Genomic DNA, 22,613 nt, shown 5'->3' on the forward strand with positions numbered 1-22,613 from the left:
TAGGGCTACTTGCCAGCGACTTCGCCCGGCAGGACAAAGCCATACTTGGTCATCACGGCACGGGCCTTGCTATCCATGTAGTTAGCGAATCGTTTGGCCAAGGCATTGCCTTCTGCACGTTTGGTGATGATGTAGCCTTGCTCCAATGGCGTATGCAATTTATCTGGAACTAGCCAATATCCCCCTTTGCTTGCCAGCTCAGGGTTGACCGCCAGAGACAAGGCAATGATGCCGACTTGAGCGTTACCCGTTTGTACGAGCTGTGCGGTGTGGGCGATGTTCTCGCCATAAACCAGCTTCGGTTCGACCTTTGCCCAGAGACCGGCTGCTTGCAGGGCCTCAACTGCCCGCTTGCCATAAGGAGCGTGCTTGGGATTGGCGATGGCAATATGGGTGATTTTTGGATCGGCCAGGCTGGCGAGCGTCATCTTGCGGGCATCCCGGTCTGCACTCCACAGCACAATACGGCCAACAGCGTAAGGCTTGACCTCCGATGCGGCAAAACCAGCCTTGGCTAGCTTACGTGGGAACGTAATGTCTGCGGAGAAAAATAAATCATAAGGCGCACCCTGCTGAATCTGTGTCTGGAATTTTCCCGAGGAGCCATAGACCACGTCCACATCATCAGCTGGAGTGGCCTTTTTGAAGGTGGCGACAATCTCGTCCATTGCGAACTTGAGGTCGGCAGCAGCGGCAATCGTGACTTTCTCGGCATGTGCCGATAGGGAGAATAACAATGTGCAGACTGACAGCAGGTACTTGGCTGATTTCATGGGACACCATATCGTTAGGTCAAAAAAGACATAACGAATAGCATAATGAAATTGGGCATGGCCAGCCATAGTCAATCGGACGTAGGCTGATCGACCAAACGCTGCAGAGCAGCTAATTCATCCTTAGCTTCGAGGTTCAGTCGCTTTTCCAATGCGTCATAGGCCGTGACAAGTTGCTGTCCAAGCGCTGTCAGCCGCGCACCACCACCGCCTTTACCGCCTTTTGCGGTTTCTACTACCGGGGTGACAAAGCCTTGGTTCAGCGAGTCGATCAGCAGCCATGCCCGCTTGTACGGCACGCCGAGCGCTCTGGCCGCTGCCGAGATAGAGTGGGTTTCTCCGATTTTGCGTAGCAAGTCGATTTTGCCCGGACCAACCGAGATACCGTCACCGATGTAAACCCGGGGTCGCACCAGGATGATCGATGGTTGTTGTGAAAATAAGTGCATAGAGATCAGGACCGCTCAGAGTCATTTGCTGATCATGAATTCAGCTTTTGGGAGCATAAAGAAGAGCTGCGCTTATATAAAGCAGTATGCGTGCAGGGTGCGATGTTGCCCGGCAAGTCGCACCCGCCGATAACAATGTTTATTTAGCCATCATCATGTTGTTGAGGATGTTTTTCACCCCTGGTACATTCTGAGCAATTTCACCGGTACGCACCATCTGCTGGTCGTCTGTCATGGTGCCATCGATCGTGATATCTCCCTTCTTGTTGGTTACCAACAGATTCAGCTTCGCCAGATCCGGGTCTTGGTCCAGAGCGGTTTTGACCTGTTTGGCGAGTGCCACATCTGCGGCCTCCATCGCCGGTTGTTCGGCATAGGCAAAGTCGTCACGGCAGAAGCCAGTAGAGCAGCCAGGACTAGGGCACGAGTGATGATCGACTTCATTCAGATTTTCCTTTCGTAATTAACAGCAGCGTTTCCGCTTCTTCAGTAAGCGGGACAGTCTTATCCCGTCAGGCGGTGTCTTTCCTGTTATTTCAATAATATTCGAATTGTACTTGACCAATTACTACGTTTCGATGAATATGGAAATATGGAAACGAAAAATGCCGTCACCCTACTCGCTGCCCGGCCCGAGAAACACGCTTGTCGATCTACCGGTTGTTGGTGCAACAAGGGCCGGAAGGCTTGGCTGTTGGCCAGATCGGAGAGCGCTTGAGTGTTGCCAATGCCACGCTGTCCTTCCACCTGAAGGAGTTGAGCCGTGCTGGCTTGCTGCAGGCGCGTCAGGAAGGGCGGTTCATTTACTACTCGGCCAACTACGACCAGATGACTGGCTTGCTGGGCTACTTGACCGAGAACTGCTGTCGTGGCGAGCCATGCGAAGCGGGTGCGGCAGTGCCCGCTTGTGACGGTACTTGTCAGTAACGTAACGAAGGAGTCTTGTCATGAAACGCTTTCATATCCACGTAGCTGTCAACAATCTCGAAGACAGCATCCGGTTCTACTCGGCGCTGTTCCATACTGCGCCATCCGTGCAGAAGGACGATTACGCGAAGTGGATGCTGGAAGATCCGCGCATTAACTTCGCCATTTCACAACGGGGTGCTGAGCCGGGATTAGATCATCTGGGCATCCGGTGGAGAGCGAAGAGGAACTGGCACAACTGCAAAGCCAACTACAGCAGGCAGATATCAGCATGGTGACCCAGATGCAGACCGGCTGTTGTTACGCCAGGTCGAATAAGCACTGGGTGACCGACCCGTCTGGTATTGCCCGGGAAAGCTATCACTCGTTGGCTTCCATTCCGACTTTCCATGGCGAGCAAGAAGCCTCCGCTGACGCGGCTATCGCATGTTGTGCCCCCAAGCCAGCGCAAGCCCAGCCCGCGCCGCAAACCTGCTGCACGCCCGGTGGCAGCTGCTGCTAACGCGTCCCGCATTTCACTCATTGAAGAGAACACCACTATGAGCAATCACCCGGTCAACGTCCTGTTCCTGTGTACGGGCAACTCTTGCCGCTCCATCCTTGGAGAAGCCACGTTCAACCATCTGGCACCTGCTGGTTGGCAGGCGATGAGTGCGGGTAGTCAGCCCACCGGGCAAGTACATCCGCGTTCGATGGCACTGCTGAGCCGTGAAGGAATTTCGACCGAGGGTTATCACAGTAAGTCTTGGGACAATCTGCAAGCGACACCCGATATCGTGATTACTGTATGCGCCAGTGCTGCTTAGCGAAACCTGTCCGGCCTACCTTGGCCCGGTGCTGCGTACCCACTGGGGCGTGGAAGACCCTGCCCATGCCACGGGTACCGATGCAGAAATCGATGCTGCCTTCATGACGGCCTACCGTATCCTGCGCACCCGTATTGAAGCCCTGCTGGCCTTACCGCTGGTGGAACTGCAGCAGGATCGCGCTCGCTTCAAAGCCGAACTGGATCGCATCGGCACCCTGCTGCCTTAAGGATGACACCCATGAGCGAAAACAAAAGCTATCACCAACTGATTGCCGACCATGTCTTCCTCGGTGGCGCGAGCGATGTCGCGGCCATGGTAGAGCAGGACGGTGTGCAAGTGATTGTGGATCTGCGCGAAGAATCCACCGGCTGCGCCGCGGCGGTGCCGGATGTTACCCGGACCAAGATTCCCTTGGGGGATGATGTGACGCAGGATCAGGTCGCCCTGTTCAAGGCCGCCATCGATGCGGTGGTCACCGCCTATCGTGCCGGTCAGAAGGTGGGCTTCCACTGTGGTGGTGGCAAAGGCCGCACCGGCACCGTCGCCGTTGGGGTGCTGTTGGAATTGGGGCTGTGTCAGACCCTCGAGGCAGCCGAGGCCAAGGCCAAGGCGATTCGCCCAATCATCAGTATGAAACCTGCGCAGCGAGCGGCATTGCAGCAGCTGTACCCGCAAGCCTGATCGGCTTGCCAGTGAAAGAGAGAAAGGATTGCAATGAAAATCATCCAGATTTTTGATCCGGCACTGTGCTGCAGCACGGGCGTATGTGGTGTGAACGTCGACCGGGCACTGGTGAATTTCTCTGCCGATGTCGACTGGGCCAAGCAGAATGGTGCACAGATCGAGCGTTTTAATCTGGCACAGCAACCCCGGCCTTTGCCAACAATGCCACGGTCAAGGGCTTTCTGGAACGCACGGGGCAGGAGGGGCTACCACTGGTCTTGGTCAATGGTGAAGTCGCTATGGCTGGCCGTTACCCTAACCGTAAGGAATTGGCACGCTGGGCTGGCATCATTGAGATCAACGCGACGCAATCAACCGGTAGTTGCTGCTCCGGCAGCCGCTGCTGCTAAGTGGGGAGCCGATTGGTGTCGAACGGCTGTTACAACTGACCCATCTGGTTAACAAGGAAAACTGACATGAGCGACAAGATTTACAATGTCCTGTTCATCTGCTCGGGCAATTCAGCGCGCAGCATCATGGCCGAAGTCATCATGAACCACCGGGCCGAGAGCGCTTCCATGCCTACAGTGCTTAAGCAGTCACCCCCGTGGTGAAATCCATCCCATGACACGGGAAATCCTATCTGAACAACGTTACAGTCTGGGCGATCTGCGCAGCAAAAGTTGGGACGAGTTTGCCCAACCGGATGCGCCTCAGATGGATTTCATCTTCACCGTCTGTGACAACGCAGCGGGGGAAGCTTGTCCCGCCCGGCCGGGGCAACCGATCACGGCACACTGGGGATTTGCCGATCCGGCCGCGGTCCGTGGAAGCCATGACAAACAGCACAAGGCATTCATGACAGCGCAGATGCAGATCGCCAATCGTATTCGTCTATTTCTAAGCCTACCCATCGACAAGATCGATCGTATGTCACTGCAGACCCAGTTGCGTGCGCTTGGGAAACAATAAATAAGAAATTTGATGCTGAGGAGGTAATGTTGTCTGCACAATGTGAAGTAACGACCAAGAAAGCCACTGGCACCCCCATGAGCGTGTTTGAGCGCTATCTCACCTTGTGGGTGTTTGCCTGCATCGTCATCGGTATCGGTTTGGGACAGTTGCTGCCTGACGTGTTTCAGGCCATCGGCAAGATGGAAGTCGCCCGGGTTAACCTGCCGGTAGGTCTGCTGATCTGGGTAATGATCATCCCGATGCTGGTGAAGGTGGATTTTGGTGCCTTGCACGAGGTACGCCAGCATGTACGCGGCATTGGCGTCACCCTGTTTGTGAATTGGGTAGTCAAGCCGTTCTCCATGGCTTTCCGGGCTGGCTGTTCATTCGTCACCTGTTTGCCCCGATGCTGTGCTTATGATCAGTTGGATAGCTACATTGCCGGGCTGATCCTGTTGGCGGCGGCTCCGTGCACTGCGATGGTGTTCGTGTGGAGTCGGCTGACCAATGGAGATCCCTTGTTTACCCTGTCGCAAGTGGCGCTGAACGACAGCATCATGGTGGTGGCCTTTGCCCCACTGGTGGGGTTCCTGCTGGGCATTTCTGCCATCACCGTTCCATGGGACACCTTGTTGGTCTCTGTGGGACTCTACATCGTGATTCCAGTGATCCTGTCCCAACTATGGCGCAAGGGGCTGCTGTCCAAAGGGCAGGCCGCATTCGATGCGGCTATGGCCAAGATTGGTCCGTGGTCGATTACCGCCTTGCTGGCAACGCTGGTGCTGTTGTTTGCCTTCCGTGGCGAGGCCATACTTAAGCAGCCACTGGTCATTGCCTTGCTGGCCGTACCTATCCTGATCCAAGTGTTCTTCAACTCGGCTCTCGCTTACTGGCTTAACCGGGTGGTGGGAGAGAAGCACAATGTGGCTTGCCCGTCAGCATTGATCGGGGCATCTAACTTCTTCGAGTTGGCCGTCGCGGCGGCGATCAGTCTGTTCGGATTTCACTCCGGGGCAGCGCTAGCCACTGTGGTCGGGGTACTGATCGAAGTACCGGTAATGCTACTGGTGGTCCGGGTCGTCAATGCCTCCCAATCGTGGTACGAGGCCAAATAATCATGACGGGGAGTACCGGAACCGAATTCGAGTGTGTCTTGCGAGCATGGGTTGCACACGAAAGTGAGTTACTTGCCTTTCTGGCTCACCGTACAGGCAATATTCATACAGCGGAAGACCTCCTGCAGGAGGTCTTCCTGAAGTCTATGCGTCAAGGTCAAGCCTTCTGCGCCCTAGATAACCCTCGTGCCTGGCTATTCCACGTCGCTCGAAATGCTTTGATCGACGTCGCTCGAACGACCAAAGCATGTGAAGCATTACCAGAGGAATTAGCCGACATAACGGTCGACGAGCGGGTACCCGTTGATGCACTTGATACTTGCATCGCGCGTAATCTTCCCATCCTGTCGGCAGAAGACCGCCACATCATTGAAACCTGTGATCTACAAGGCCAAACAGTGCGTGCCTATGCTGAAGCTAATAGCTTAACCCTTGCAGCGGCCAAGTCACGTCTCCTCCGGGCAAGGAAACGCTTGAGAGATGCGCTGGTCTTGAACTGCCGTGTTCGTTTCGATGAGGCAGGTCAGGTGTGTTGCCACGCCTCTCACCCTATTGCCTGAATCCTTTTTGCGGTTCATTCGTCTCCATTGTTGACAGTCCGGCACAATAGCAAGCCTGCCGGGCAAGCAACATTGGAGATTGAAACATGACTACCTTCGCCATACATTGGCCGCAACGCAATCCTCGAGCGTTTCTGCTAATGGCTGCTCTGCTGTGGTGGGGCCTATACCAAACACTGATCCCACTTTCTGAAGGATTGGTTGCCATCCTGCCGGTAGCTCGCGATAGCCATGTGGGCGGGGCGTTGCAGTTCTTTTTCTATGACACACCAAAGGTGCTGCTGCTCCTGACCGGCATCGTGTTTGTCATGGGAATGATAAACAGCTATTTCACCCCAGAACGCACCCGTTCCCTACTGGCCGGACGCACGGAAGGGGTAGCCAATGTAATGGCTGCCGCTCTAGGAATCGTTACGCCTTTTTGTTCCTGCTCGGCTGTGCCACTGTTCATCGGCTTTGTCCAAGCCGGTGTTCCCTTGGGCGTCACCTTTTCTTTCCTGATTTCGGCGCCAATGGTCAATGAAGTCGCGTTAACACTGCTCTTCGGTATGTTCGGCTGGAAGGTCGCACTGCTTTATTTGGGATTGGGGTTGTCGGTAGCCATCGTCGCGGGCTGGATCATTGGTCGGCTAAATATGGAAGCCTATCTGGAGGACTGGGTTCGCAACATGCCTCGTGTTAGCGCCGAGATTGAAGCTGGAGGCATAAGTTTAAGCGAGCGAATTGAAGCGGGTTTTCAGAGTGTCCGAGAAATTGTGGGCAAAGTTTGGCCCTACATTCTGGCAGGCATTGCCATCGGCGCAGGCATTCACGGCTACGTACCAGAGGACTTCATGGCCGCTATCATGGGTAAGGACGCTTGGTGGGCCGTGCCACTCGCAGTCGTGATCGGGGTGCCCATGTATACCAACGCCGTTAAGCGTGATTCCCATTGTGCAGGCTCTACTCGCCAAAGGGGCGGCGCTGGGCACGGTGCTTGCCTTCATGATGAGCGTGATTGCCTTGTCTCTCCCGGAAATGGTCATTCTGCGCAAGGTACTCAAGATCAGGCTGATAGCCACCTTTACCGGCGTAGTGGCGACAGGCATTTTGATCGTGGGTTATGTATTCAACTGGGTTTTATAAGGAGACTAACATGAAAGAGATCAAGGTTCTTGGCACCGGTTGTGCCAACTGCAAGAGCACTATCGCCCTCATTGAGCAAGCCGCTCAGGCTAAGGGCCTTGCGGTATCGCTGGAGAAGGTCGAGGACATCAAGGACATTATGAGCTATGGCGTGATGAGTACCCCAGCTGTAGTGATTGACGGTAAGGTTGTACATGCTGGAGGCATTCCTGCGCGCGACAAGATTGACCAATGGCTGAGTCAATAAGCAGAGTCCTGAGTATGAACACCGATCAGAAGACACTACGGGACGCGCGCCAGTACTGCCCAACTCTTATTCAACGCAAACTTGAACAAGAAAATGCAATGCTGGTGGATGTGCGCGAGGAGGATGAAGTCGCTCAGCTGGTTTTCGATGTACCGAATGTGATCTATCTTCCAATGAGCGAGTTCGAACAGCGCTTTGCCGAACTCCCCAAGGACAGGGAACTGATTCTGTCGTGCTCAGTTGGAGAACGTAGCCTGAAAGCAACTTACTTTTTGATGTATCACGGCTATGAGAAAGTCGCCAACATGGAGGATGGCCTGAAAAAGTGGATACGTAAAGGCTTCCCGGTCCGGGGTGACATTGCATCGATCACATCAGCGCGTGCGTGCTGCTCCCCCATAACTAGTCCAAGCACCAGCGGCAGTTGCTGCTGAATGAAATCGGAGGACCCATGGACGACAAACCCAAAATGACCTTCCGTGTACAGGCTCGCCGTATTGACGCACATGGCAGCCTGGCCCACTGCAAAGCGGCTGACATTACCCTAGATACCAATCTGGCCGGACGCATTGATGCCTTCAACCCTGCCGAGCTCCTCATGGCCGCATTGGCCGCCTGCATGATCAAGGGTATCGAACGGGTGATACCGATCCTTAACTTTGAGCTGCGCGGCGTGGAAGTACGCCTGCACGGAGTGCGCCGAGGATGTGCCGCCGAAGATGGAATCCATTGACTATGAAATTCTGGTGGACACTGATGAAAGTGAGCATCGTCTCGACCTGCTGCACGACAACGTGAAGAAATATGGCACGGTCTACAACACGGTGGCACCCGGTACTCAACTGAGCGGTGTACTGAAACGTGCGGGCACATAGCCAACGAGAAACACTCGATGCCCAATCCACAATTTACCAAGCCTTGGCACAGTGTCCCACGGGGAAGCACCCATTGGGGGCCTAGCATCGTTCATCGCTAATTCACCGCATAGGGATGGCAGGATCACCTTCCAAATTCTTGGATGCGCGGCGGACACAAGGCAGGCGTACTTATCGGTCTGCGCGACATTTATATGGCTGGCCCACCTGCCATGCTCCGAGGAATTACACGCGTCCTGAATCAACAGGACGTGAATCCGGAACGCTTGCATGTGGACTCGTTCGGTATTTGAACATTTCTAAGGAGCAGTGACATGGGTCAAAAAGAAATTGTTATTTGCAATCCAGTGCGCACAGCCATCGGCACTTACGGTGGCAGCCTCAAAGACATCCCTGCACCTGATTTAGGGGCGGTCGTTGTTCGAGAAGTCCTAAAGCGTTCCGGCTTACAGGCTGACAAGGTTCAGACGTTGGTTATGGGTAACGTGATTCAGGCCGGAGTCAAGATGAATCCTGCGCGCCGGGCGGGTATTGCCGCGGGTTTGCCTGTCGAGGTACCAGCCCTGACGGTCAACCGTGTCTGCGGCTCCGGGGCTCAGGGCATTGTGAGCGCTGCTCTGGAAATCTGGTCAGGCATGGTGGATTGTGCAATGGCAGGCGGTATGGAAAACATGGACCGTGCCCCTTATCTGCTACCACAGGCTCGCTGGGGTGCTCGGATGGGTGATGTCACAATGTTCGATAGTATGCTGTACGACGGTCTCAACGATGCCTTCAGCGGCAAGCATTCTGGCTGGCACACCGAAGATTTGGTCACGCAAAAGAATATCTCGCGCGAAGATCAGGACCGCTGGGCGCTACGTTCGCAGCAACGCTTTGCCGCAGCGCAGGCGGCTGGCCAGTTTGAAGCAGAAATCGTAGCGGTAGAAGTGCCGGGGCGCAAAGGACCCACCGTATTCAACAAAGATGAGCACAACCGCCCCGAGACCACTACCGAGTCGCTCGCCAAGCTCAAGCCTGCGTTCCGCAAGGACGGTACCATTACGGCGGGCAGTGCACCGTGGCTGAATTCTGGCGCAGCGGCAATGATCGTTGCCGACCGGGAATGGGCCGAGAAGAATGGACTCCATCCCTTGGCAAGACTCGTTTCGTATGGCGTGGGAGCGGTGGAGCCCGGTATGTTCGGCTTGGGGCCGGTGCCTGCCGTCCGCCAAGCACTGGCACGGGCGCAGTGGTCGCTTGCCGATGTTGATCGCGTTGAGATCAATGAAGCCTTCGCCGCGATCACACTGGCCTGTTTACGTGAACTCGGGTTTGCCGAGGACATTGTCAATGTCGAGGGGGGCGCCATTGCACATGGGCACCCCATCGGTGCCACTGGCGCGGTACTCACAACGCGTTTGATGCATTCCATGCAGCGCGATGGCTGCAAACGTGGCATTGTCACGCTCTGCATTGGCGGTGGTCAAGGCATCGCGCTGGCGCTGGAAATGTTGTGAGGATAAGCATGGACCAACTCGTACATCGTTTTCATGATTTATTTGCTCAACTGGGGCTGCCCAATGATGCAGCGGGCATTGCACAGTTTTTGAGTACACATCGCCCTCTATCAGCCGATACAGCCCTCATCAACGCGCCATTTTGGACTGAGGCACAGCGCGAATTCCTGAGAGACGAACTGGCTGAGGATGCGGATTGGTCCGGAACCATCGATGCACTGGATGCCACGTTGCGATGAGTCATGACAATGATCACGCACCAGCCAGTTTCGGTCGAGCCTTTGCCATTGGCATTGGCTTGAATCTGGTCTTTGTGGCAATCGAAACCTTCTATGGCTGGAAGATCAACTCATTGGCCTTGCTGGCCGATGCCGGGCACAACCTCAGCGATGTTGCTGGATTGGTGCTGGCTTGGGGTGGTGCATTGGCTGGCAAGTTGCGACCCAACCCACGCCACACGTATGGCTGGAAGCGTGGAAGCATTCTGGCGGCATTTGCCAATGCTTTGCTGTTGCTCGTGGCCATGGGGGCACTTGGCTGGGAGGCAGTGAGACGCTTGCTATCACCGGAACTGCTGATAGGAAATGAAGGTGTGATGATCATGGAGGTAGCAGGTATAGGGATCGTCATCAACACGGCAACGGCCTTGCTGTTTATGCACGGGCGCAACGCCGACCTGAACATCCGTGGGGCATTCCTGCACATGATGGCCGATGCACTCGTATCGGCTGGCGTGGTTGTCGCTGGTGCGCTCACCCTCTGGAAAGGCTGGAACTGGCTGGACCCCATTGTCAGCCTGCTGATCGCAGCCGTGATCATCTGGGGGACATGGAGCCTATTCCGACAGTCTTTACATCTTCTGTTCGACGGCGTACCAGAAGGAATTGATCCGCAAGCTGTGCATGACTATCTTGCTGGCCGACCAGGCGTGCAGTCGGTACACGACCTACACATCTGGGCGCTCGACACCGCACAAGCCGCGATGACGGCGCACTTGGTGATGCCAACGGGACAGGCGGACGATGCGTTCCTGAAGGACATAGCCGACTCTTTGCAAGAGCGCTTCGAGATCACCCATTCTACGATTCAGATCATGCGACAGCCGTTCACGATAGCTTGTCGCTCATGGGGGGGCGCCGCACTAATGCTGCTGCCGTAGTCAAGTCATCTATGATGTCTATCATCGCGGCATCATCCGATGTCCCCCCAGAGCTTTTTTGATCAATTTTTTTACTCGACGGAGAGCTGTGCTTGTCCATTCAGGTAAGCCAACTTGCCCGAAGTGCCTGAAAAGTCCACTCACACAAAATTGTGTTTCCGACGTCCCCCCGCTTTCAGTAGCAGGGAGCTTTAGAGTCTGGGCTTAATTTACCTGATTTCTCTGCAAGTGATTCGGCATAGGCAGTTTGCGTTAAACCGCCAAGCGCTTTCTTGGGCCTTTCGTTGTTGTATTCCCTACGCCAGGCTTCGATGACGACCGGGCATGGCGCAGGCTGGTGAACCAGTGTTCGTTCAGGCACTCATCCCGGAAACGCCCGTTAAAGGATTCGATGTAAGCGTTCTGATTGGGCTTGCCCGGCTCGATGAGAAAGAGCTGAACCCGACGGGTGTGTGCCCGTGTCAACATCGCTCGGCTGCAGAACTCCTTGCCGTTATCGGTCCAGATGGCTTTGGGCAAGCCACGTGTCTTCGCCAGCTGGTCGAGGACGCGGGTCAGATGCAGACCTCCCATCGCACGTTCTGGAACAATGGCGACGGCCTCATGCCCGGCATCATCGACGACGGTCAGATTCTTGATGGCACGCCCCTCAGCTGTCCGGTCGAACACAAAGTCCATCGACCAGACCTGATTGGCGGCCAAAGGACGGGCCAGTGGGTGACGGTCGGCCACAGGGATTTTCTTGCGCTTGCGCTTAAAGCGAATTTGCAGACCGGCCTCAGCATAGAGCCGGTCTACCCGCTTGTGATTGACCACCATGCCGCTCTGCCGCAGCTTCAAATAGATCATGCTTAGCACCGTAGCGTCGGTGCCGTTGCGCGAGTGTGATGATCTTCACTTTCAAGGCGGCATTGCGGTCGGCGGCGGGCTGATAGCGGAATGAACTGGGACTCATGCTTAAGCCAGGCGCAGCGATTTGCGCTCGCTAAGCCCTTTGCCCACCAGATGGCGCACCAGCTTTCGCCGTGACGGTGCGCTTACCACTTTTTTCGCAGGGCCTCTTTGGCAATCTCGTTCTCGAGCATGGTTTCGCCCAAGAGTTTCTTCAGTCGCGCATTCTCGGTCTCCAGCTCCTTGAGACGCTTGGCCTCGGCTTTGTTGCACAAATCAGGGCTTGCGGCCATCCGGTAGAATGACGGCATGAGCAAGCCCCTTCCCCCCAAGTACCAAACCATCAACTGGCAGGCTCCAGTCACCGGTAAACGGGGGCGGCAACCAACTTTCTCCGATGCTGCCATCCAGTTCTGTCTCACCATCAAATGCCTATTCGGCCTGGCTCTACGCCAAGCCACAGGTATGGTTGAGAGCATCTTGCACCGGCTGGACTTGGCTGGGCCGTCCCCGACTTCAGCACACTTTCCCGCCGCCAGAAAGACCTGCAAGTGCGCATTCCGGTACAGAAGAAACAGGGTTGTCTGCATCTCTTGGTGGATAGCACGGGTATCAAGATGATGGGCGAAGGCGAGTGGAAGGTAAAAAAGCATGGTGCTGATTACCGCCGCCAATGGCGCAAGCTACATCTGGGGATTGATGCGCAAACGCTCGAAATCCGGGCTATGGAAGTGACCGATAATCGTACCGGCGATGCCATGATGTTACCGGAGCTGCTGTCCCAGATTACGGAGGCAAAGGAACTGGCGACAGTGACGACGGATGGGGCGTATGACGCACGTCTGTGCCACGCCGCGATAGCAGTGCGTGGGGCGGCGGCCATCATTTCCCCACGTCGAAACGGCCAATTCTGGAAAGGGAGTTCACGAGGCAATCAGGCTCGCAATGAGTCACTACGCTCGGTGAAGTATCTGGGGCGCACGCTCTGGAAAAAGTGGAGTGGCTACCATCGGCGTAGCTTGGTCGAAACGAGGATGCACTGTTTTAAATTGGTGGCGGACCGCGTCAAGTCGCGGGACTTTGACCGGCAGGTGGCGGAGCTTCAAATCTGTTCCACGATTCTGAATCGCTTTACAGCCTTGGACACACCGCAAACGGTCCGCATGGGATAAGTCCGTCTGGGGATTGGGGTAGTTCGACCTGTGACTGATTTGTGCAACAAAGCCTAAACCGCCCTATCTCCGGATCATAGTAGCGATAGCGGTTGTAGTGCAGCCCTGATTCGTCGTCATGATACTGCCCCCGGAAGCGGAACGGGTTGCGGATGCCGCATGGAGGCTGCCGCCTCGGCAATCACTTCCCGCGCTTCGCCCCGGGCTTGGTAATCCATCTTCAGCGCCAACTGGCCTTGCGCGTCGGTAAGGGCTTGTGGGGTACCGAGGTGGTCGGTGTGGTAGTAATACACCGCGCGCGGGGCGGATGGTTCCGGACCTGCCTGCCGTAGCGGGTCCTTGTCCGGGTCGTAGGGGTTGTACTGGTTCCACGCTGGCACGTTCACGCCCTGGATGGCGTCGGTGTGCACCGGGCCAGCGGGATGAAGCTGCCGGGTTCGAACAGGTAATGCACGGCGGCGTCGTCATGGGTTTCAAACGCCAGCACGTCGCCATCCCAGCCATACAGGGTTGTCTTGCCCTGACTGAGCTTGGCAATGCGGCGGCCCAGCGGGTCATAGCGGTATTCGGTACGGTCGCCACCTGGTGCTGTCAAGCTTACCAGGCGGTTGTAGCCGTCCCATTCCAGCTGGGTGAGGCTGCCGTTGACGCGTTTTTCGATGAGGTTGCCACGGCTGTCGTAGCGGTAGTGACGGCTAGGCGTAGTGGCTCAGTAGATTGCCCAGCAGGCTGTGGTCCTGATGGCCGTCGGCTGTCGGTGTGTTGTCCAGCAGGTTGCCTGCCGGGTCGAAGCGGAAGCTTTCCACGCCTTTGGGGGTGGCGGCTTCCAGCAGGCGCCCTACCGGGTCGTAACGGTAGTTGATCTGGCCGCGGCGATTGTCGGCAATGCCGGTGAGCTGACCAGCGGCATCGTACTGGTACTGGCGGCTCCACTGCGTAGCACCACTCAGGCGCTGGCTGCTGAGACGCCCGGCTTTGTCGTAGGCCCGGCTTTGCTGCAAGCTATTGCCCAATATGCGCTGGGTTTCACGGTGTAGCTTGTCGCGCTCCAGATTCAGGATGTCGTGCTGGCCGAACAGCAGGCCATGCACATGGCCGCTGCCGTAATTGAGTACGTCCACGCGATGCCCGTCCGGCCGCAGGGTGGCGATGCGGTTGCCCAGCTTGTTGTATTTGTACGGCTTGCAGTATCTTTCATTGACTTCGACTACAAAAAATGTGGTCTGCTTTTATTTTTCTCTTCTCCTTACTCCTTGGTATTTTCTATCTCTAATTCATCTGTGTAGGTGGTGCATTCTTGAAAAATTATATTTGATACCTCGAGTTTTAAACTGAATGAGTTGTTTTTCTGTCTTATAGTTATGTATTTTGCATTTTCTTCTGTTGTTAGAGTATCATAGTGTGAGTTGCGCCATTCTTTTATTTCTATGCTCTCTCCTGATTTGGCAAATAACTTGATTACAATTGTGTTGTAATCTTTCCCCCATGCTCCCCATTTGGCAACTTCTATTTCAGGTTTTTGCCTTGTATGCAGGTTGAAATAAACTCGACCTCCTATATCAAGATTGATTTGCCCAATATGTATTGGTTGAGACAGGCCTGTTGGGAATAATTGCAGCAAAAATTGATTGCGCGCGATTTTGTCTAATAAATTCATTGCTACCTCGGGAAATTGTAATGGCCATGAGTTTTGGGGAAGCTGCCAGTTTTTGGGTTGCTAATTGGTCTTACATTAAAGTGAGGTTCTGCTCCATGGCAGGGAGTTGCCTTTTCATGTCCCATGCTATGTTCTTGGATTATCACTGGTTTGCCATCGATGTTGGTGTAGTGATAATTTCTTGTGGTAACTGGTTCATAATTAGGGCCAAGCACAGTATTTCCATGCCCATCCTCAAGATCTTCTCTCATGACTTTGGGCCGTTGATTCATTGGAATTCTAGCATCTCGTTTCGCCTGCCGTAGTGCTTCCCGACGACTTTTTGCATTAAACCATGTTTTTTTATTCGGGCACTCTGAGAGGCCTAAAGGATCAATCCATGTTATTGGATTCAGTGTATAGCTGTGGATGTTAATCCCACCCATCAACCCAATCGGGTCCCGCGAAATAAACCGCCCTATCTCCGGATCATAGTAGCGGTGGCGGTTGTAGTGCAGCCCTGATTCGTCGTCATGGTACTGCCCCGGAAGCGGAAGGGGTTGCGGAGGCCGCGGAGGCTGCCGCCTCGGCAATCACTTCCCGTGCTTCGCCCCGTGCCCGGTAGTCCATTTCCAGCGCCAGCCTACCTTGTTCGTCGGTAAGGGCTTGCGGGGTGCCGAGATGGTCGGCGTGGTAGTAGTACACCGCGTGCGGGGCGGATGGCTCCGGGCCTTCCTTCAGCAGTGGGTCGCGGTCTGGATCGTAGGGGTTGTGCTGGCCCCATGCTGGCACTTTCACACCCTGGATGGCGTCGGTGTGCACCGGGCCAGCGGGATGAAGCTGCCGGGTTCGAATAGATAATGCACTGCGGCGTCGTCTTGGGTTTCAAACGCCAGCACGTCGCCATCCCAGCCGTACAGGGTTGTCTTGCCCTGACTGAGCTTGGCGATGCGGCGGCCCAGCGGGTCATAGCGGTATTCGGTGCTGTCGCCACCCGGCGCTGTCAGCTCAGGCGGTTGTAGCCGTCCCATTCCAGCTGGGTGAGGCTGCCGTTGACGCGTTTTTCGATGAGGTTGCCGCGGCTGTCGTAGCGGTAGTGACGGCTTGGCGTAGTGGCTCAGTAGATTGCCCAGCAGGCTGTTGTCCTGATGGCCATCGGCTGTCGGTGTGTTGTCCAGCAGGTTGCTTAAGCCGGGTCGAAGCGGAAGCTTTCCACGCCTTTGGGGGTGGCGGCTTCCAGTAAGTGCCCCACCGGATCGTAACGGTAATTGATCTGGCCGCGGCGATTGTCGGCAATGCCGGTAAGCTGGCTTACGGCATCGTACTGGTACTGCTTACCCACTGGGTGGCACCACTCAGGCGCTGGCTGCTGAGACGCCCGGCTTTGTCGTAGGCCGGGCTTTGCTGCAAGCTATTGCCCAATATGCGCTGGGTTTCACGGTGTAGCTTGTCGCGCTCCAGATTCAGGATGTCGTGCTGGCCGAACAGCAGGCCATGCACATGGCCGCTGCCGTAATTGAGCACGTCCACGCGATGCCCGTCCGGCCGCTGGGTGGCGATGCGATTGCCCAGTTCGTCGTACTCATGACGCCAGCGGAAGGTTTGCCGTAGGCCGGCAAGGTGGTAGCCGTGGTGTTCTTCGCTGATATTGCCGACCGGGTCGTAAATCCAGCGCAGGCTGGCATAGCGGTTCTTGGCTTTGAACAGGCGGCAGGGTCGTAGCCGAAGTTTTCCTTGCTGCCCGGCGCACTGCGTTCGATCAGGCGACCTGCTCTGTCGTAGCGATAGTGGGTGGCAACATCGCCCTCTTGCTGCTCTACCAGTCGGCCTGCGGGATCGTAACGGTAGCGGGTGACTGCACCATCAAAGCCGGTTTCGGCAATCACGCGTCCGCCTTCATCGTATTCAAACAGATAGTGGCGGTGGTTTTCGTTGCGCAGGGCGATCAGCTCTACCCAGTGTGTCGTAGCGGTAGGCCAACGCGTGGCCGTTAGCATCGGTACGACTTTGCAGCCGCCCGGCCTTGTCGTAGTCGTAATGCGTGCTACGCCCCAACGGGTCGGTAATCTTGAGCAGGCGGGATTCGGCATCGCGCTCCAACTGGGTGGCTCGGCCATCCGGCGACACGATAGCGCGCAGGCCACCATTATCGCCGTACTGGTAGCGGGTGGCGCTGCCCATGGCATCGATGATGAGCACCGAGCGGCCACGCTCATCGTATTGCCATTGGGTAACGCTGCCTGAACAGTCGGTATAGCTTTCCAGCAGGCCATCCGGGCGGTAGCTGATCTTTTTGGCACCGCCTTTGGCATCGGTCACGGCAACCGGCAGGCCCTGCTGGTTGTAGGCATACTTGGTTTTGTGACCGAGTGGGTCGGTTTCTTCAATCAGCTGCCCCTTGTCGTCGTAGGCGCGCAGCCATTTCTCGCCCAATGGGTCGGTGATTTCAACGAGGTTATCCTGCTCATCGTAGGCAAAGGCCACTTCGCTGCCGTCCCGACGCTCATGCCATACCATGTTTCCCCGCTCGTCATAGGCGAAGCGGTCTTCGCTGCCGTCAGGGTGTACATGGCTGGTGAGTCGCTTGTCTTCATCGAACTCGAACCACTCTTCTTTGTGGTCCGGATAGACGATGCGGTAGTTGTAGCCCTTTTCGTCGAAGTAGTACTCCTTCGTCCGGCCATAGGCGTCTGTGACGTAAGTCAGATCAATGTTTTCGTCCCGTGTAAGCCGCACATCGAGGCTACCGTCGTCGGCGTATTCGCGTATCGCACGAGCTTCGCTGTGAACGCCATCCCACTCCAGCGAGATGCCACGACCGGTACGGTCGGTATAGCGGGTAACGAGATGATGGCTGTACTGATAAGCCCAGCTTTGAGCATTTTCATCCCGGGCTTCCAACAGGTCGCCTAAGCATCGGTCAGAAGTGGGTTGCTATCGCTATAGCGATAGCGTGCCAGTACGCGTCCCGCCTCGCCTGATACCGGGTCACGAAGTGCAACGGCGGCAATGCGGTAGACGGTGTCGTGGCTGATATCCACCACATGCCCCGCACTGCTGATCAACTGCGAGAGCCGACCTTCATTGAAGTTCATGGCGATGCTGTTTTAAGCGCGGTCCTTGACTAGTGCCAAACGGAAGCTGTCGCCTTGTTTTTCATAAAGCTGGATCAGGTCATGGCCAAAGGTTTGCGACAATAAAGTATCTGAGAGGCGAGTAAGGGTATAGCCCTCAATGGCATCCTTGTGAGAAAGGCCTTCGGCCAACAACGGATACTCAAGTGTCCGGCCGCTGTCGTCGTAGTATTTGAGTTTCCCGCCTTCAATATCGAAGCGTGAGAGGTAAGGCAAAATCCAGCGCGCCCCCAATTCACCCCGTTGATCGTTGGCAGTAAAGTCGGATCGATAGCGGCGGCTCCACACAATGGGCAATACACCCGGCAAACTGAAATCAGTGTGCTCGAATGTTTCTTCGCCAAAGGCGTAACCAATGGCATTCCCTGAGGTGGCGCAGGCACACTTGGGCGCAGGTTTTGCTTTGGGCGCGAATCTGGCAGCGACTTCCTTGCTGACTTGCGCCACTTTGGCACTGACCGTCTTGACGGCTTTGCTTAAGCAACTGCACCGGCTTTGACTGGCATGTGCTTGAGGAAGGCGCGAGCCAGTTTCGCCAACAAAGGCTTGAGATGACTGCTATACATCTTCAACAGCATCTCGCCCAGTTTTGCTGCCCACCCTGCAATGGCCGTGCCCAGTCGCTGCATCAGTCGTGCGGAGGCGGTTCCCTTCAGCACGCCATCCACCTCATGCGCCGCCGTCACCATCACGCCGCTGGCGACCTCTTGGCCTGCCGAGGCTGCTGCTTTTTTGACGGCTTGTAGATGAGCGCTGATGGTGCCCCACAAGCCTGCGTCATTCGTCTTGGCTAGGTTGTAACGGACTGGCGTGTGCTGCACATGCTGTTCGACATAGCTGCCAAATTTGCCGGTGCCCATGCTGGTAAGTAAATCGGCGAAGCCCTTGAGAATCTTGCCGCCTTTAGCTCCGCACTCCTTCAGCTCCGCTTCAATCTTGCTGTCAACAAACTTGACCCACTCCGCAGGGGAGTTGCGATAACTGGCCGGTAACATGGAAATCAGCTTGGCAGCCAGACCGGCTTCGATTTCAGCCTTGGCCCAATCCTTGCCAGCTCGCCGTAAGCTGGTGGCACACAACTTCAGGGTTGGCCGAACGCCAACCTTGAACAAACCACCGGCAGCCTAAGCACAACGCCCACCAGATCCACGCCAAGAAACAACCAGTCGAACACATCCACCTCTTCGCGACGGTTGGATTTGTTGCACATGTCAACAACGTCCACGACAACATCGCCGATAGAAATCAGGTTGCCCACTACCGGGACGGTAGCAGCGACGGTCTTCAACGTTTCAACGGACAGGTGGCCGTCGCTGATGCGGCGCAACCATTTGTCGAAATCCTGGCCAGTTTGCTCAAGCGCTTTGGCGGCGTTTTGCGGAGTGCTTAAGCTAAAACGGCAACGGGACGGACAGCAGCTGTTGTCATGATTTCTAGATATCAAAAATTTGTCGTGGAGGCGGTTCAGAGCAGAGAGTGAGTGGCACCGGGCACCGTAGGTAGAGCCAGCTTCTGGTTACGGGCAGCGTCCAGCGCAGATTGTGCCTTTCCGGCCATCTGGCGCACTTGATCGGTATGGGCGGCAAGCTTGCTAGCCCGGCCCGCGATGCTGGTAATAGCCCCGTGCAGTGAGCCTGATGCCACTTGACTGGCCTGAGCCATCAGATTTGAACTCTTTCCCTGCAACAATTGACCCGCAAGACCAGCCATGCCGTTGGGCATGCCGCCCAACAAGCTGCCCAACTGCTGCATGGCCCGGGCCTGCACCGCTGCTCCGGCCAGCTTCTCCAGCTTGGCCGCTATCTGTGCTGCATCGTCCGGCAACGGCACAAAGGGGAAAACATCCTGCTTGTCTTTATGTGGACGCCCAAGGAAAGCCACATCAACCGGTCCTTCTGGCAGACCGTGCACCATTGCCTTGCCAGACTCGTCTAGCACGCCTTGGTGCTTGACACCCAACGCGTCGGTTACCACGAACTTGCCCTGATTCATCGAGTAACCATTAGCAAACTCGTGCAGGACTTGCAGATTGCCGGTGCCGGGCTTGGCAAAGGTCGGCATCGGCACGCTCAGGCTCGCTCACCACACAAACTATGACTGGCGCCCTTCACACTCACCGTGCCCGGGCAGTGAATCTCGATGTTCCCCCCCCTTCAGCCGGATATAGCCGCCCCCGCTGGTCAGCAGGATTTCCGGCTGGCGGCAATCGTCACCTTGCCCTTACACGACGTAACGGTGACATCCTGGTCCGCCGTCAGCTCCATCTCCCCACTCTGTGCCTGCACCTGTACCTTGCCTTTGGCCGCAATCAGCTTCAGCGCCACCTTGTCCTTCACCCCCGCCACAAACAGGCTGATGTGCTGGCCGACGTTGTGCAGCCAGCGGCGACCGGTGGTGTGGTTGCTGTCGCGCTGGGCGATCAGGTTAAGGTTGGTGCTTACGCTGAGGGTCTGGCTTTGTTCACTGGCACTGGCGATACCGGCCGGGCCGGACAGGATGAGTAACGGTTGCTGACCGCTTTGGTCTTTGGCGGTCTTGCCCTCTTTATCGGTGTTGCTGCTTACTTCCCGTGCTTTGAGGGCCGCGACGTGGTGTTGCAGGTGGCCGCTGTCTTTCTTTCCGGCGGCGCTGTTGTCCGGATTGATGGCCTCCGGCCCGGTTTCCATGCGGTCGGCCAACTGGGCGCTGGCGGTGTCGGCCGGGCTTTGGCTCAGGTTGAGGGCGGCATCGAGCTGGCTTTGTACGTGCTCCCGTGCCAGCTGTGGGAAGCGGCCCCATTCTGTGCCTCGGTCGTGAGCAGCAGACCGTGGGCGGCGCGGATCGCGCCGTGCTGGTCGGTCCGCAGTTCGAAGCCGTTACCGCGCGGCTGGGCTTTGCCGTTCGTGCGCGGCTGGGTCAGAAAGCCCTGGTTGAGCTGGGTCTTGCCGGATTCGCTGCTGAGTTTGGCCCGCACTTCGCCGGGGGTGTCGTCGAACAGCAGTTCGTTGTATTGCCCACCCTGATGTTCTTTCGACTTGATGCCGGACAGGGTCTTGTTGGCTTTAAACAAGGCACCGGCGCCGCTAAAGGCCGGGGTGGCATGACTACCGTTGTACAGCACGCCCACAATCACCGGGCGGTCGATGTCGCCTTCGATGAAGTCGACCAGCACTTCCTGACCGATGCGCGGAATGAACTGGTGCCCCCAAGCTTTAGCCGAGGGCATGGCCACCCGTAGCCAGCAGGAGGACTGGTCATCGAGATTGGCGCCGAGGGTCGGGTGTTCGTCTGGCCGCTGCCAGTGGAACTGCACCTTGATGCGCCCCCGGGCATCGGTATACACCTCCTCACCCGCCGGGCCGACCACCGTGGCGGTCTGTACCCCCCGGGAGGTCGGTCGGGCCAGCTCGCTGTGTGCATACGCTGGCGTCAGCGGCAGACCGCGCCGCTGGGCGGTGAATTCGGTCTCGAACGGCGACTTGGCCGCATCCGCCTCGGGTTGGCCGATCAGGCCGGACAGCGCCCCCTGCAGGTCGACGGGCAGGTTGTTACGCGCCCGGAAGGTCTGCCGGGTAACCACGAATTCACGCTGCTCACGGCTGTCCCCCTCGTGCGCCGGATGATCATCCAGCCGGAACCATTGGCTAAGCACACAGACCACGGACTGACCCGCTGCCGCTGAAGGTCTTGGCCCGGGCATCGTGTGCCTGCTGGCGCAGCTGGGCATACTGGCCAAGCTGATCGGCGTCATTGGCATAGTGGAGCGATTGCGGATCGTAGTCCTGCAAGGTGGATTGCAGCGTTTCGCCACGCGCCCCCTGATCAATACGGCTCTGGTCGCCGCTGTGCTGGGTGGCCACCGGCTGGTAGTCAAAGCTGGCCAACGCCACCTGACTGGTGACCACCTGACGGCTGGCCGACCAGTCGGTCAGCCCGTCCTCGTCCTCAGTGGCATCACGACGGTGATAGCGCACCCGCTCCAACGGCGCGGCGGGCAGGCTGTAAGGATCGTCGAACACCACCAGTTCCACCTGTGGCGTCTCCCCGTCGTGGTGCTCGAAACGCCGGGCATAGCCTTCCTCCTGCAACAGCCGCACGATGAAATCGAAATCGCTCTCGCGGTACTGCAGACAATACCGGCGGGGCGTGGCGGGCTGGGTGTGAAAGCTCAGCGTTTGCACCGGGCAAAGACGGCATTATTGGCCTGATGCTCGTGGAGGATCTGCGTCACGATCTCCGGGACAGTCAGATCCTGAAACACCCGTGAAGTCCGACGGTGGCGCAACAGGGCAAACGGTGGCTCGAGGGTCAGCGCATACTTGGCGAAACCGCCATCGGCGCCCAACAACTCGGCGCGCGAGACGACGCCACAGCGGATACTCTCCCGGCCATCGGCCTCCTGTACCCCCAGCCGGGCGGTCAGGCCGAGCAGCGACTTGAGTTCAAGATGGGTATCGGGAGACAGACAGGTGAGCTGATAGAGATAGGCCTCGGAGACGCCCTCGCGGCCGTCCAGCGCGTGGGGCAACAACGATTCGGCGCTGAGCGATGGGGCCTCGAGCTGCAGGGTGAGCAGGCGCTGGTGCTGGGTGAAGGCGCTGGCGAAGCTGGCGAGCAGGGCAGACAGATCCATGGAGTCTTGTCAC

At 56.8% G+C, this 22,613-nt stretch carries 38 protein-coding genes and 4 pseudogenes; 20 read left to right on the forward strand and 22 right to left on the reverse strand.

Annotated elements, in window-relative coordinates:
- Positions 1-5: 5 nt before the first annotated feature.
- The 3 genes from modA to GKE73_RS16565 all read right to left on the reverse strand — a co-directional run bounded on the left by modA (position 6) and on the right by GKE73_RS16565 (position 1,565).
- Complete coding sequence (modA, locus tag GKE73_RS16555) at positions 6-773, reverse strand: molybdate ABC transporter substrate-binding protein (RefSeq protein ID WP_230370810.1); 768 nt, start codon at positions 771-773, stop codon at positions 6-8.
- 71 nt (positions 774-844) lie between these two features.
- Positions 845-1,222, reverse strand: coding sequence for a winged helix-turn-helix domain-containing protein (locus GKE73_RS16560; RefSeq protein WP_230370811.1), 378 nt, complete (start codon positions 1,220-1,222; stop codon positions 845-847).
- Between the two features lie 139 nt (positions 1,223-1,361).
- Positions 1,362-1,565 carry a BON domain-containing protein gene (locus GKE73_RS16565; RefSeq protein WP_230370812.1) on the reverse strand — a complete coding sequence of 68 codons (204 nt, stop codon included), beginning with the start codon at positions 1,563-1,565 and terminating at the stop codon, positions 1,362-1,364.
- Positions 1,566-1,867: 302 nt separating this feature from the next.
- On the opposite strand from GKE73_RS16565, the gene GKE73_RS16570 reads away from it, so the two are divergent.
- The 19 genes and pseudogenes from GKE73_RS16570 (at position 1,868) to GKE73_RS16655 (ending at position 11,155) form a co-directional block, all read left to right on the forward strand.
- Positions 1,868-2,149 (forward strand): ArsR/SmtB family transcription factor, encoded by a 282-nt coding sequence (locus tag GKE73_RS16570; protein ID WP_376767375.1) that lies wholly within the window; start codon positions 1,868-1,870, stop codon positions 2,147-2,149.
- A gap of 20 nt (positions 2,150-2,169) precedes the next feature.
- Positions 2,170-2,427 (forward strand): VOC family protein, encoded by a 258-nt coding sequence (locus GKE73_RS26720; protein ID WP_230370813.1) that lies wholly within the window; start codon positions 2,170-2,172, stop codon positions 2,425-2,427.
- Positions 2,361-2,651, forward strand: a complete 291-nt coding sequence (locus GKE73_RS26725; protein WP_230370814.1) for a VOC family protein — start codon at positions 2,361-2,363, stop codon at positions 2,649-2,651. The genes GKE73_RS26720 and GKE73_RS26725 overlap by 67 nt, the downstream gene beginning before the upstream one ends.
- A 37-nt stretch (positions 2,652-2,688) precedes the next feature.
- Entirely contained in the window at positions 2,689-2,955 is a 267-nt protein-coding gene (locus GKE73_RS16585) for an arsenate reductase ArsC (protein ID WP_230370815.1), read from the forward strand.
- Entirely contained in the window at positions 2,945-3,184 is a 240-nt protein-coding gene (locus tag GKE73_RS16590; protein ID WP_230370816.1) for a low molecular weight phosphatase family protein, read from the forward strand. Before GKE73_RS16585 ends, GKE73_RS16590 begins: the two co-directional genes overlap by 11 nt.
- An 11-nt stretch (positions 3,185-3,195) precedes the next feature.
- Positions 3,196-3,639, forward strand: a complete 444-nt coding sequence (locus GKE73_RS16595) for a protein-tyrosine phosphatase family protein (protein WP_230370817.1) — start codon at positions 3,196-3,198, stop codon at positions 3,637-3,639.
- A 33-nt stretch (positions 3,640-3,672) separates the two neighbouring features.
- Positions 3,673-4,031, forward strand: a pseudogene (arsD, locus tag GKE73_RS16600) (arsenite efflux transporter metallochaperone ArsD).
- A gap of 66 nt (positions 4,032-4,097) precedes the next feature.
- Positions 4,098-4,235 (forward strand): arsenate-mycothiol transferase ArsC, encoded by a 138-nt coding sequence (locus GKE73_RS26730; protein ID WP_446686341.1) that lies wholly within the window; start codon positions 4,098-4,100, stop codon positions 4,233-4,235.
- Between the two features lie 10 nt (positions 4,236-4,245).
- A complete protein-coding gene (locus GKE73_RS16605) occupies positions 4,246-4,593 on the forward strand; it encodes a low molecular weight phosphatase family protein (RefSeq protein ID WP_446686342.1) in 348 nt (115 codons plus the stop codon).
- 29 nt (positions 4,594-4,622) lie between these two features.
- Complete coding sequence (arsB, locus tag GKE73_RS16610; protein ID WP_230370818.1) at positions 4,623-5,690, forward strand: ACR3 family arsenite efflux transporter; 1,068 nt, start codon at positions 4,623-4,625, stop codon at positions 5,688-5,690.
- A gap of 2 nt (positions 5,691-5,692) precedes the next feature.
- Positions 5,693-6,250: a sigma-70 family RNA polymerase sigma factor gene (locus tag GKE73_RS16615; protein ID WP_230370819.1), complete on the forward strand. Its 558-nt coding sequence runs from the start codon at positions 5,693-5,695 to the stop codon at positions 6,248-6,250.
- 86 nt (positions 6,251-6,336) lie between these two features.
- Entirely contained in the window at positions 6,337-7,389 is a 1,053-nt protein-coding gene (locus GKE73_RS16620) for a permease (protein WP_230370820.1), read from the forward strand.
- Positions 7,386-7,622: a thioredoxin family protein gene (locus GKE73_RS16625; RefSeq protein ID WP_230370821.1), complete on the forward strand. Its 237-nt coding sequence runs from the start codon at positions 7,386-7,388 to the stop codon at positions 7,620-7,622. The genes GKE73_RS16620 and GKE73_RS16625 overlap by 4 nt, the downstream gene beginning before the upstream one ends.
- A 14-nt stretch (positions 7,623-7,636) precedes the next feature.
- Positions 7,637-8,056 carry a rhodanese-like domain-containing protein gene (locus GKE73_RS16630; protein WP_230370822.1) on the forward strand — a complete coding sequence of 140 codons (420 nt, stop codon included), beginning with the start codon at positions 7,637-7,639 and terminating at the stop codon, positions 8,054-8,056.
- Positions 8,057-8,073: 17 nt separating this feature from the next.
- The gene (locus tag GKE73_RS16635; RefSeq protein ID WP_230370823.1) at positions 8,074-8,355 is read left to right on the forward strand and encodes a hypothetical protein; all 282 of its coding nucleotides are present in this window, start codon (positions 8,074-8,076) and stop codon (positions 8,353-8,355) included.
- Positions 8,342-8,497 (forward strand): hypothetical protein, encoded by a 156-nt coding sequence (locus GKE73_RS16640; protein WP_230370824.1) that lies wholly within the window; start codon positions 8,342-8,344, stop codon positions 8,495-8,497. Before GKE73_RS16635 ends, GKE73_RS16640 begins: the two co-directional genes overlap by 14 nt.
- A 314-nt stretch (positions 8,498-8,811) precedes the next feature.
- The gene (locus GKE73_RS16645; protein ID WP_230370825.1) at positions 8,812-9,996 is read left to right on the forward strand and encodes a thiolase family protein; all 1,185 of its coding nucleotides are present in this window, start codon (positions 8,812-8,814) and stop codon (positions 9,994-9,996) included.
- 8 nt (positions 9,997-10,004) lie between these two features.
- Entirely contained in the window at positions 10,005-10,235 is a 231-nt protein-coding gene (locus GKE73_RS16650) for a DUF2789 domain-containing protein (RefSeq protein ID WP_230370826.1), read from the forward strand.
- A complete protein-coding gene (locus GKE73_RS16655) occupies positions 10,232-11,155 on the forward strand; it encodes a cation diffusion facilitator family transporter (RefSeq protein ID WP_230370827.1) in 924 nt (307 codons plus the stop codon). The genes GKE73_RS16650 and GKE73_RS16655 overlap by 4 nt, the downstream gene beginning before the upstream one ends.
- Before the next feature lie 175 nt (positions 11,156-11,330).
- Here the strand turns inward: GKE73_RS16655 and GKE73_RS16660 are convergent.
- Positions 11,331-12,309 (reverse strand): annotated as a pseudogene (locus tag GKE73_RS16660) (IS3 family transposase); the annotation flags it as partial.
- A gap of 46 nt (positions 12,310-12,355) precedes the next feature.
- On the opposite strand from GKE73_RS16660, the pseudogene GKE73_RS16665 reads away from it, so the two are divergent.
- Positions 12,356-13,218, forward strand: a pseudogene (locus GKE73_RS16665) (IS5 family transposase).
- On the opposite strand, the gene GKE73_RS26095 reads toward GKE73_RS16665, so the two are convergent.
- The 18 genes and pseudogenes from GKE73_RS26095 to GKE73_RS26105 all read right to left on the reverse strand — a co-directional run.
- Complete coding sequence (locus GKE73_RS26095) at positions 13,178-13,399, reverse strand: RHS repeat domain-containing protein (RefSeq protein WP_376767376.1); 222 nt, start codon at positions 13,397-13,399, stop codon at positions 13,178-13,180. The pseudogene GKE73_RS16665 and the gene GKE73_RS26095 sit on opposite strands and share 41 nt — an antisense overlap.
- Positions 13,335-13,628 (reverse strand): RHS domain-containing protein, encoded by a 294-nt coding sequence (locus GKE73_RS25020; RefSeq protein ID WP_230370828.1) that lies wholly within the window; start codon positions 13,626-13,628, stop codon positions 13,335-13,337. The genes GKE73_RS26095 and GKE73_RS25020 overlap by 65 nt, the downstream gene beginning before the upstream one ends.
- Entirely contained in the window at positions 13,601-13,813 is a 213-nt protein-coding gene (locus GKE73_RS16675) for a hypothetical protein (RefSeq protein WP_230370829.1), read from the reverse strand. Before GKE73_RS16675 ends, GKE73_RS25020 begins: the two co-directional genes overlap by 28 nt.
- A 100-nt stretch (positions 13,814-13,913) precedes the next feature.
- Positions 13,914-14,339, reverse strand: a complete 426-nt coding sequence (locus GKE73_RS16680; RefSeq protein WP_230370830.1) for an RHS repeat domain-containing protein — start codon at positions 14,337-14,339, stop codon at positions 13,914-13,916.
- A 125-nt stretch (positions 14,340-14,464) separates the two neighbouring features.
- Positions 14,465-14,875 carry a hypothetical protein gene (locus GKE73_RS16685; protein ID WP_230370831.1) on the reverse strand — a complete coding sequence of 137 codons (411 nt, stop codon included), beginning with the start codon at positions 14,873-14,875 and terminating at the stop codon, positions 14,465-14,467.
- Positions 14,876-14,877: 2 nt separating this feature from the next.
- The gene (locus GKE73_RS16690; RefSeq protein ID WP_230370832.1) at positions 14,878-15,447 is read right to left on the reverse strand and encodes an RHS repeat-associated core domain-containing protein; all 570 of its coding nucleotides are present in this window, start codon (positions 15,445-15,447) and stop codon (positions 14,878-14,880) included.
- Positions 15,386-15,646: an RHS domain-containing protein gene (locus GKE73_RS16695; RefSeq protein ID WP_230370833.1), complete on the reverse strand. Its 261-nt coding sequence runs from the start codon at positions 15,644-15,646 to the stop codon at positions 15,386-15,388. The genes GKE73_RS16690 and GKE73_RS16695 overlap by 62 nt, the downstream gene beginning before the upstream one ends.
- 2 nt (positions 15,647-15,648) lie before the next feature.
- On the reverse strand, positions 15,649-15,885 hold the full coding sequence (locus GKE73_RS16700; RefSeq protein ID WP_230370834.1) for a hypothetical protein: 237 nt from the start codon (positions 15,883-15,885) through the stop codon (positions 15,649-15,651).
- Positions 15,886-16,040: 155 nt separating this feature from the next.
- Positions 16,041-16,196: an RHS repeat domain-containing protein gene (locus GKE73_RS25025; RefSeq protein WP_230370835.1), complete on the reverse strand. Its 156-nt coding sequence runs from the start codon at positions 16,194-16,196 to the stop codon at positions 16,041-16,043.
- Positions 16,166-16,378, reverse strand: a complete 213-nt coding sequence (locus tag GKE73_RS16710; RefSeq protein ID WP_230370836.1) for a hypothetical protein — start codon at positions 16,376-16,378, stop codon at positions 16,166-16,168. Before GKE73_RS16710 ends, GKE73_RS25025 begins: the two co-directional genes overlap by 31 nt.
- Positions 16,318-16,851, reverse strand: coding sequence for an RHS repeat domain-containing protein (locus GKE73_RS16715; RefSeq protein ID WP_230370837.1), 534 nt, complete (start codon positions 16,849-16,851; stop codon positions 16,318-16,320). Before GKE73_RS16715 ends, GKE73_RS16710 begins: the two co-directional genes overlap by 61 nt.
- Positions 16,760-17,755: an RHS repeat domain-containing protein gene (locus tag GKE73_RS16720; protein WP_230370838.1), complete on the reverse strand. Its 996-nt coding sequence runs from the start codon at positions 17,753-17,755 to the stop codon at positions 16,760-16,762. Before GKE73_RS16720 ends, GKE73_RS16715 begins: the two co-directional genes overlap by 92 nt.
- An 8-nt stretch (positions 17,756-17,763) precedes the next feature.
- The gene (locus GKE73_RS16725; RefSeq protein ID WP_230370839.1) at positions 17,764-17,949 is read right to left on the reverse strand and encodes a hypothetical protein; all 186 of its coding nucleotides are present in this window, start codon (positions 17,947-17,949) and stop codon (positions 17,764-17,766) included.
- 12 nt (positions 17,950-17,961) lie between these two features.
- Positions 17,962-18,435: a DUF6531 domain-containing protein gene (locus tag GKE73_RS16730; RefSeq protein WP_230370840.1), complete on the reverse strand. Its 474-nt coding sequence runs from the start codon at positions 18,433-18,435 to the stop codon at positions 17,962-17,964.
- A gap of 29 nt (positions 18,436-18,464) precedes the next feature.
- Positions 18,465-19,100 carry a hypothetical protein gene (locus GKE73_RS16735; RefSeq protein ID WP_230370841.1) on the reverse strand — a complete coding sequence of 212 codons (636 nt, stop codon included), beginning with the start codon at positions 19,098-19,100 and terminating at the stop codon, positions 18,465-18,467.
- Positions 19,070-19,315, reverse strand: a complete 246-nt coding sequence (locus GKE73_RS16740; RefSeq protein ID WP_230370842.1) for a hypothetical protein — start codon at positions 19,313-19,315, stop codon at positions 19,070-19,072. Before GKE73_RS16740 ends, GKE73_RS16735 begins: the two co-directional genes overlap by 31 nt.
- Before the next feature lie 137 nt (positions 19,316-19,452).
- Positions 19,453-20,049, reverse strand: coding sequence for a hypothetical protein (locus GKE73_RS16745; RefSeq protein ID WP_230371565.1), 597 nt, complete (start codon positions 20,047-20,049; stop codon positions 19,453-19,455).
- 20 nt (positions 20,050-20,069) lie between these two features.
- A pseudogene (locus tag GKE73_RS26105) lies at positions 20,070-22,600 on the reverse strand (type VI secretion system Vgr family protein); the annotation flags it as partial.
- Positions 22,601-22,613: the final 13 nt, after the last annotated feature.

The organism is Paludibacterium denitrificans, from assembly GCF_009707705.1.
In the GTDB taxonomy this organism is placed as follows: Bacteria; Pseudomonadota; Gammaproteobacteria; order Burkholderiales; family Chromobacteriaceae; genus Paludibacterium_A; species Paludibacterium_A denitrificans.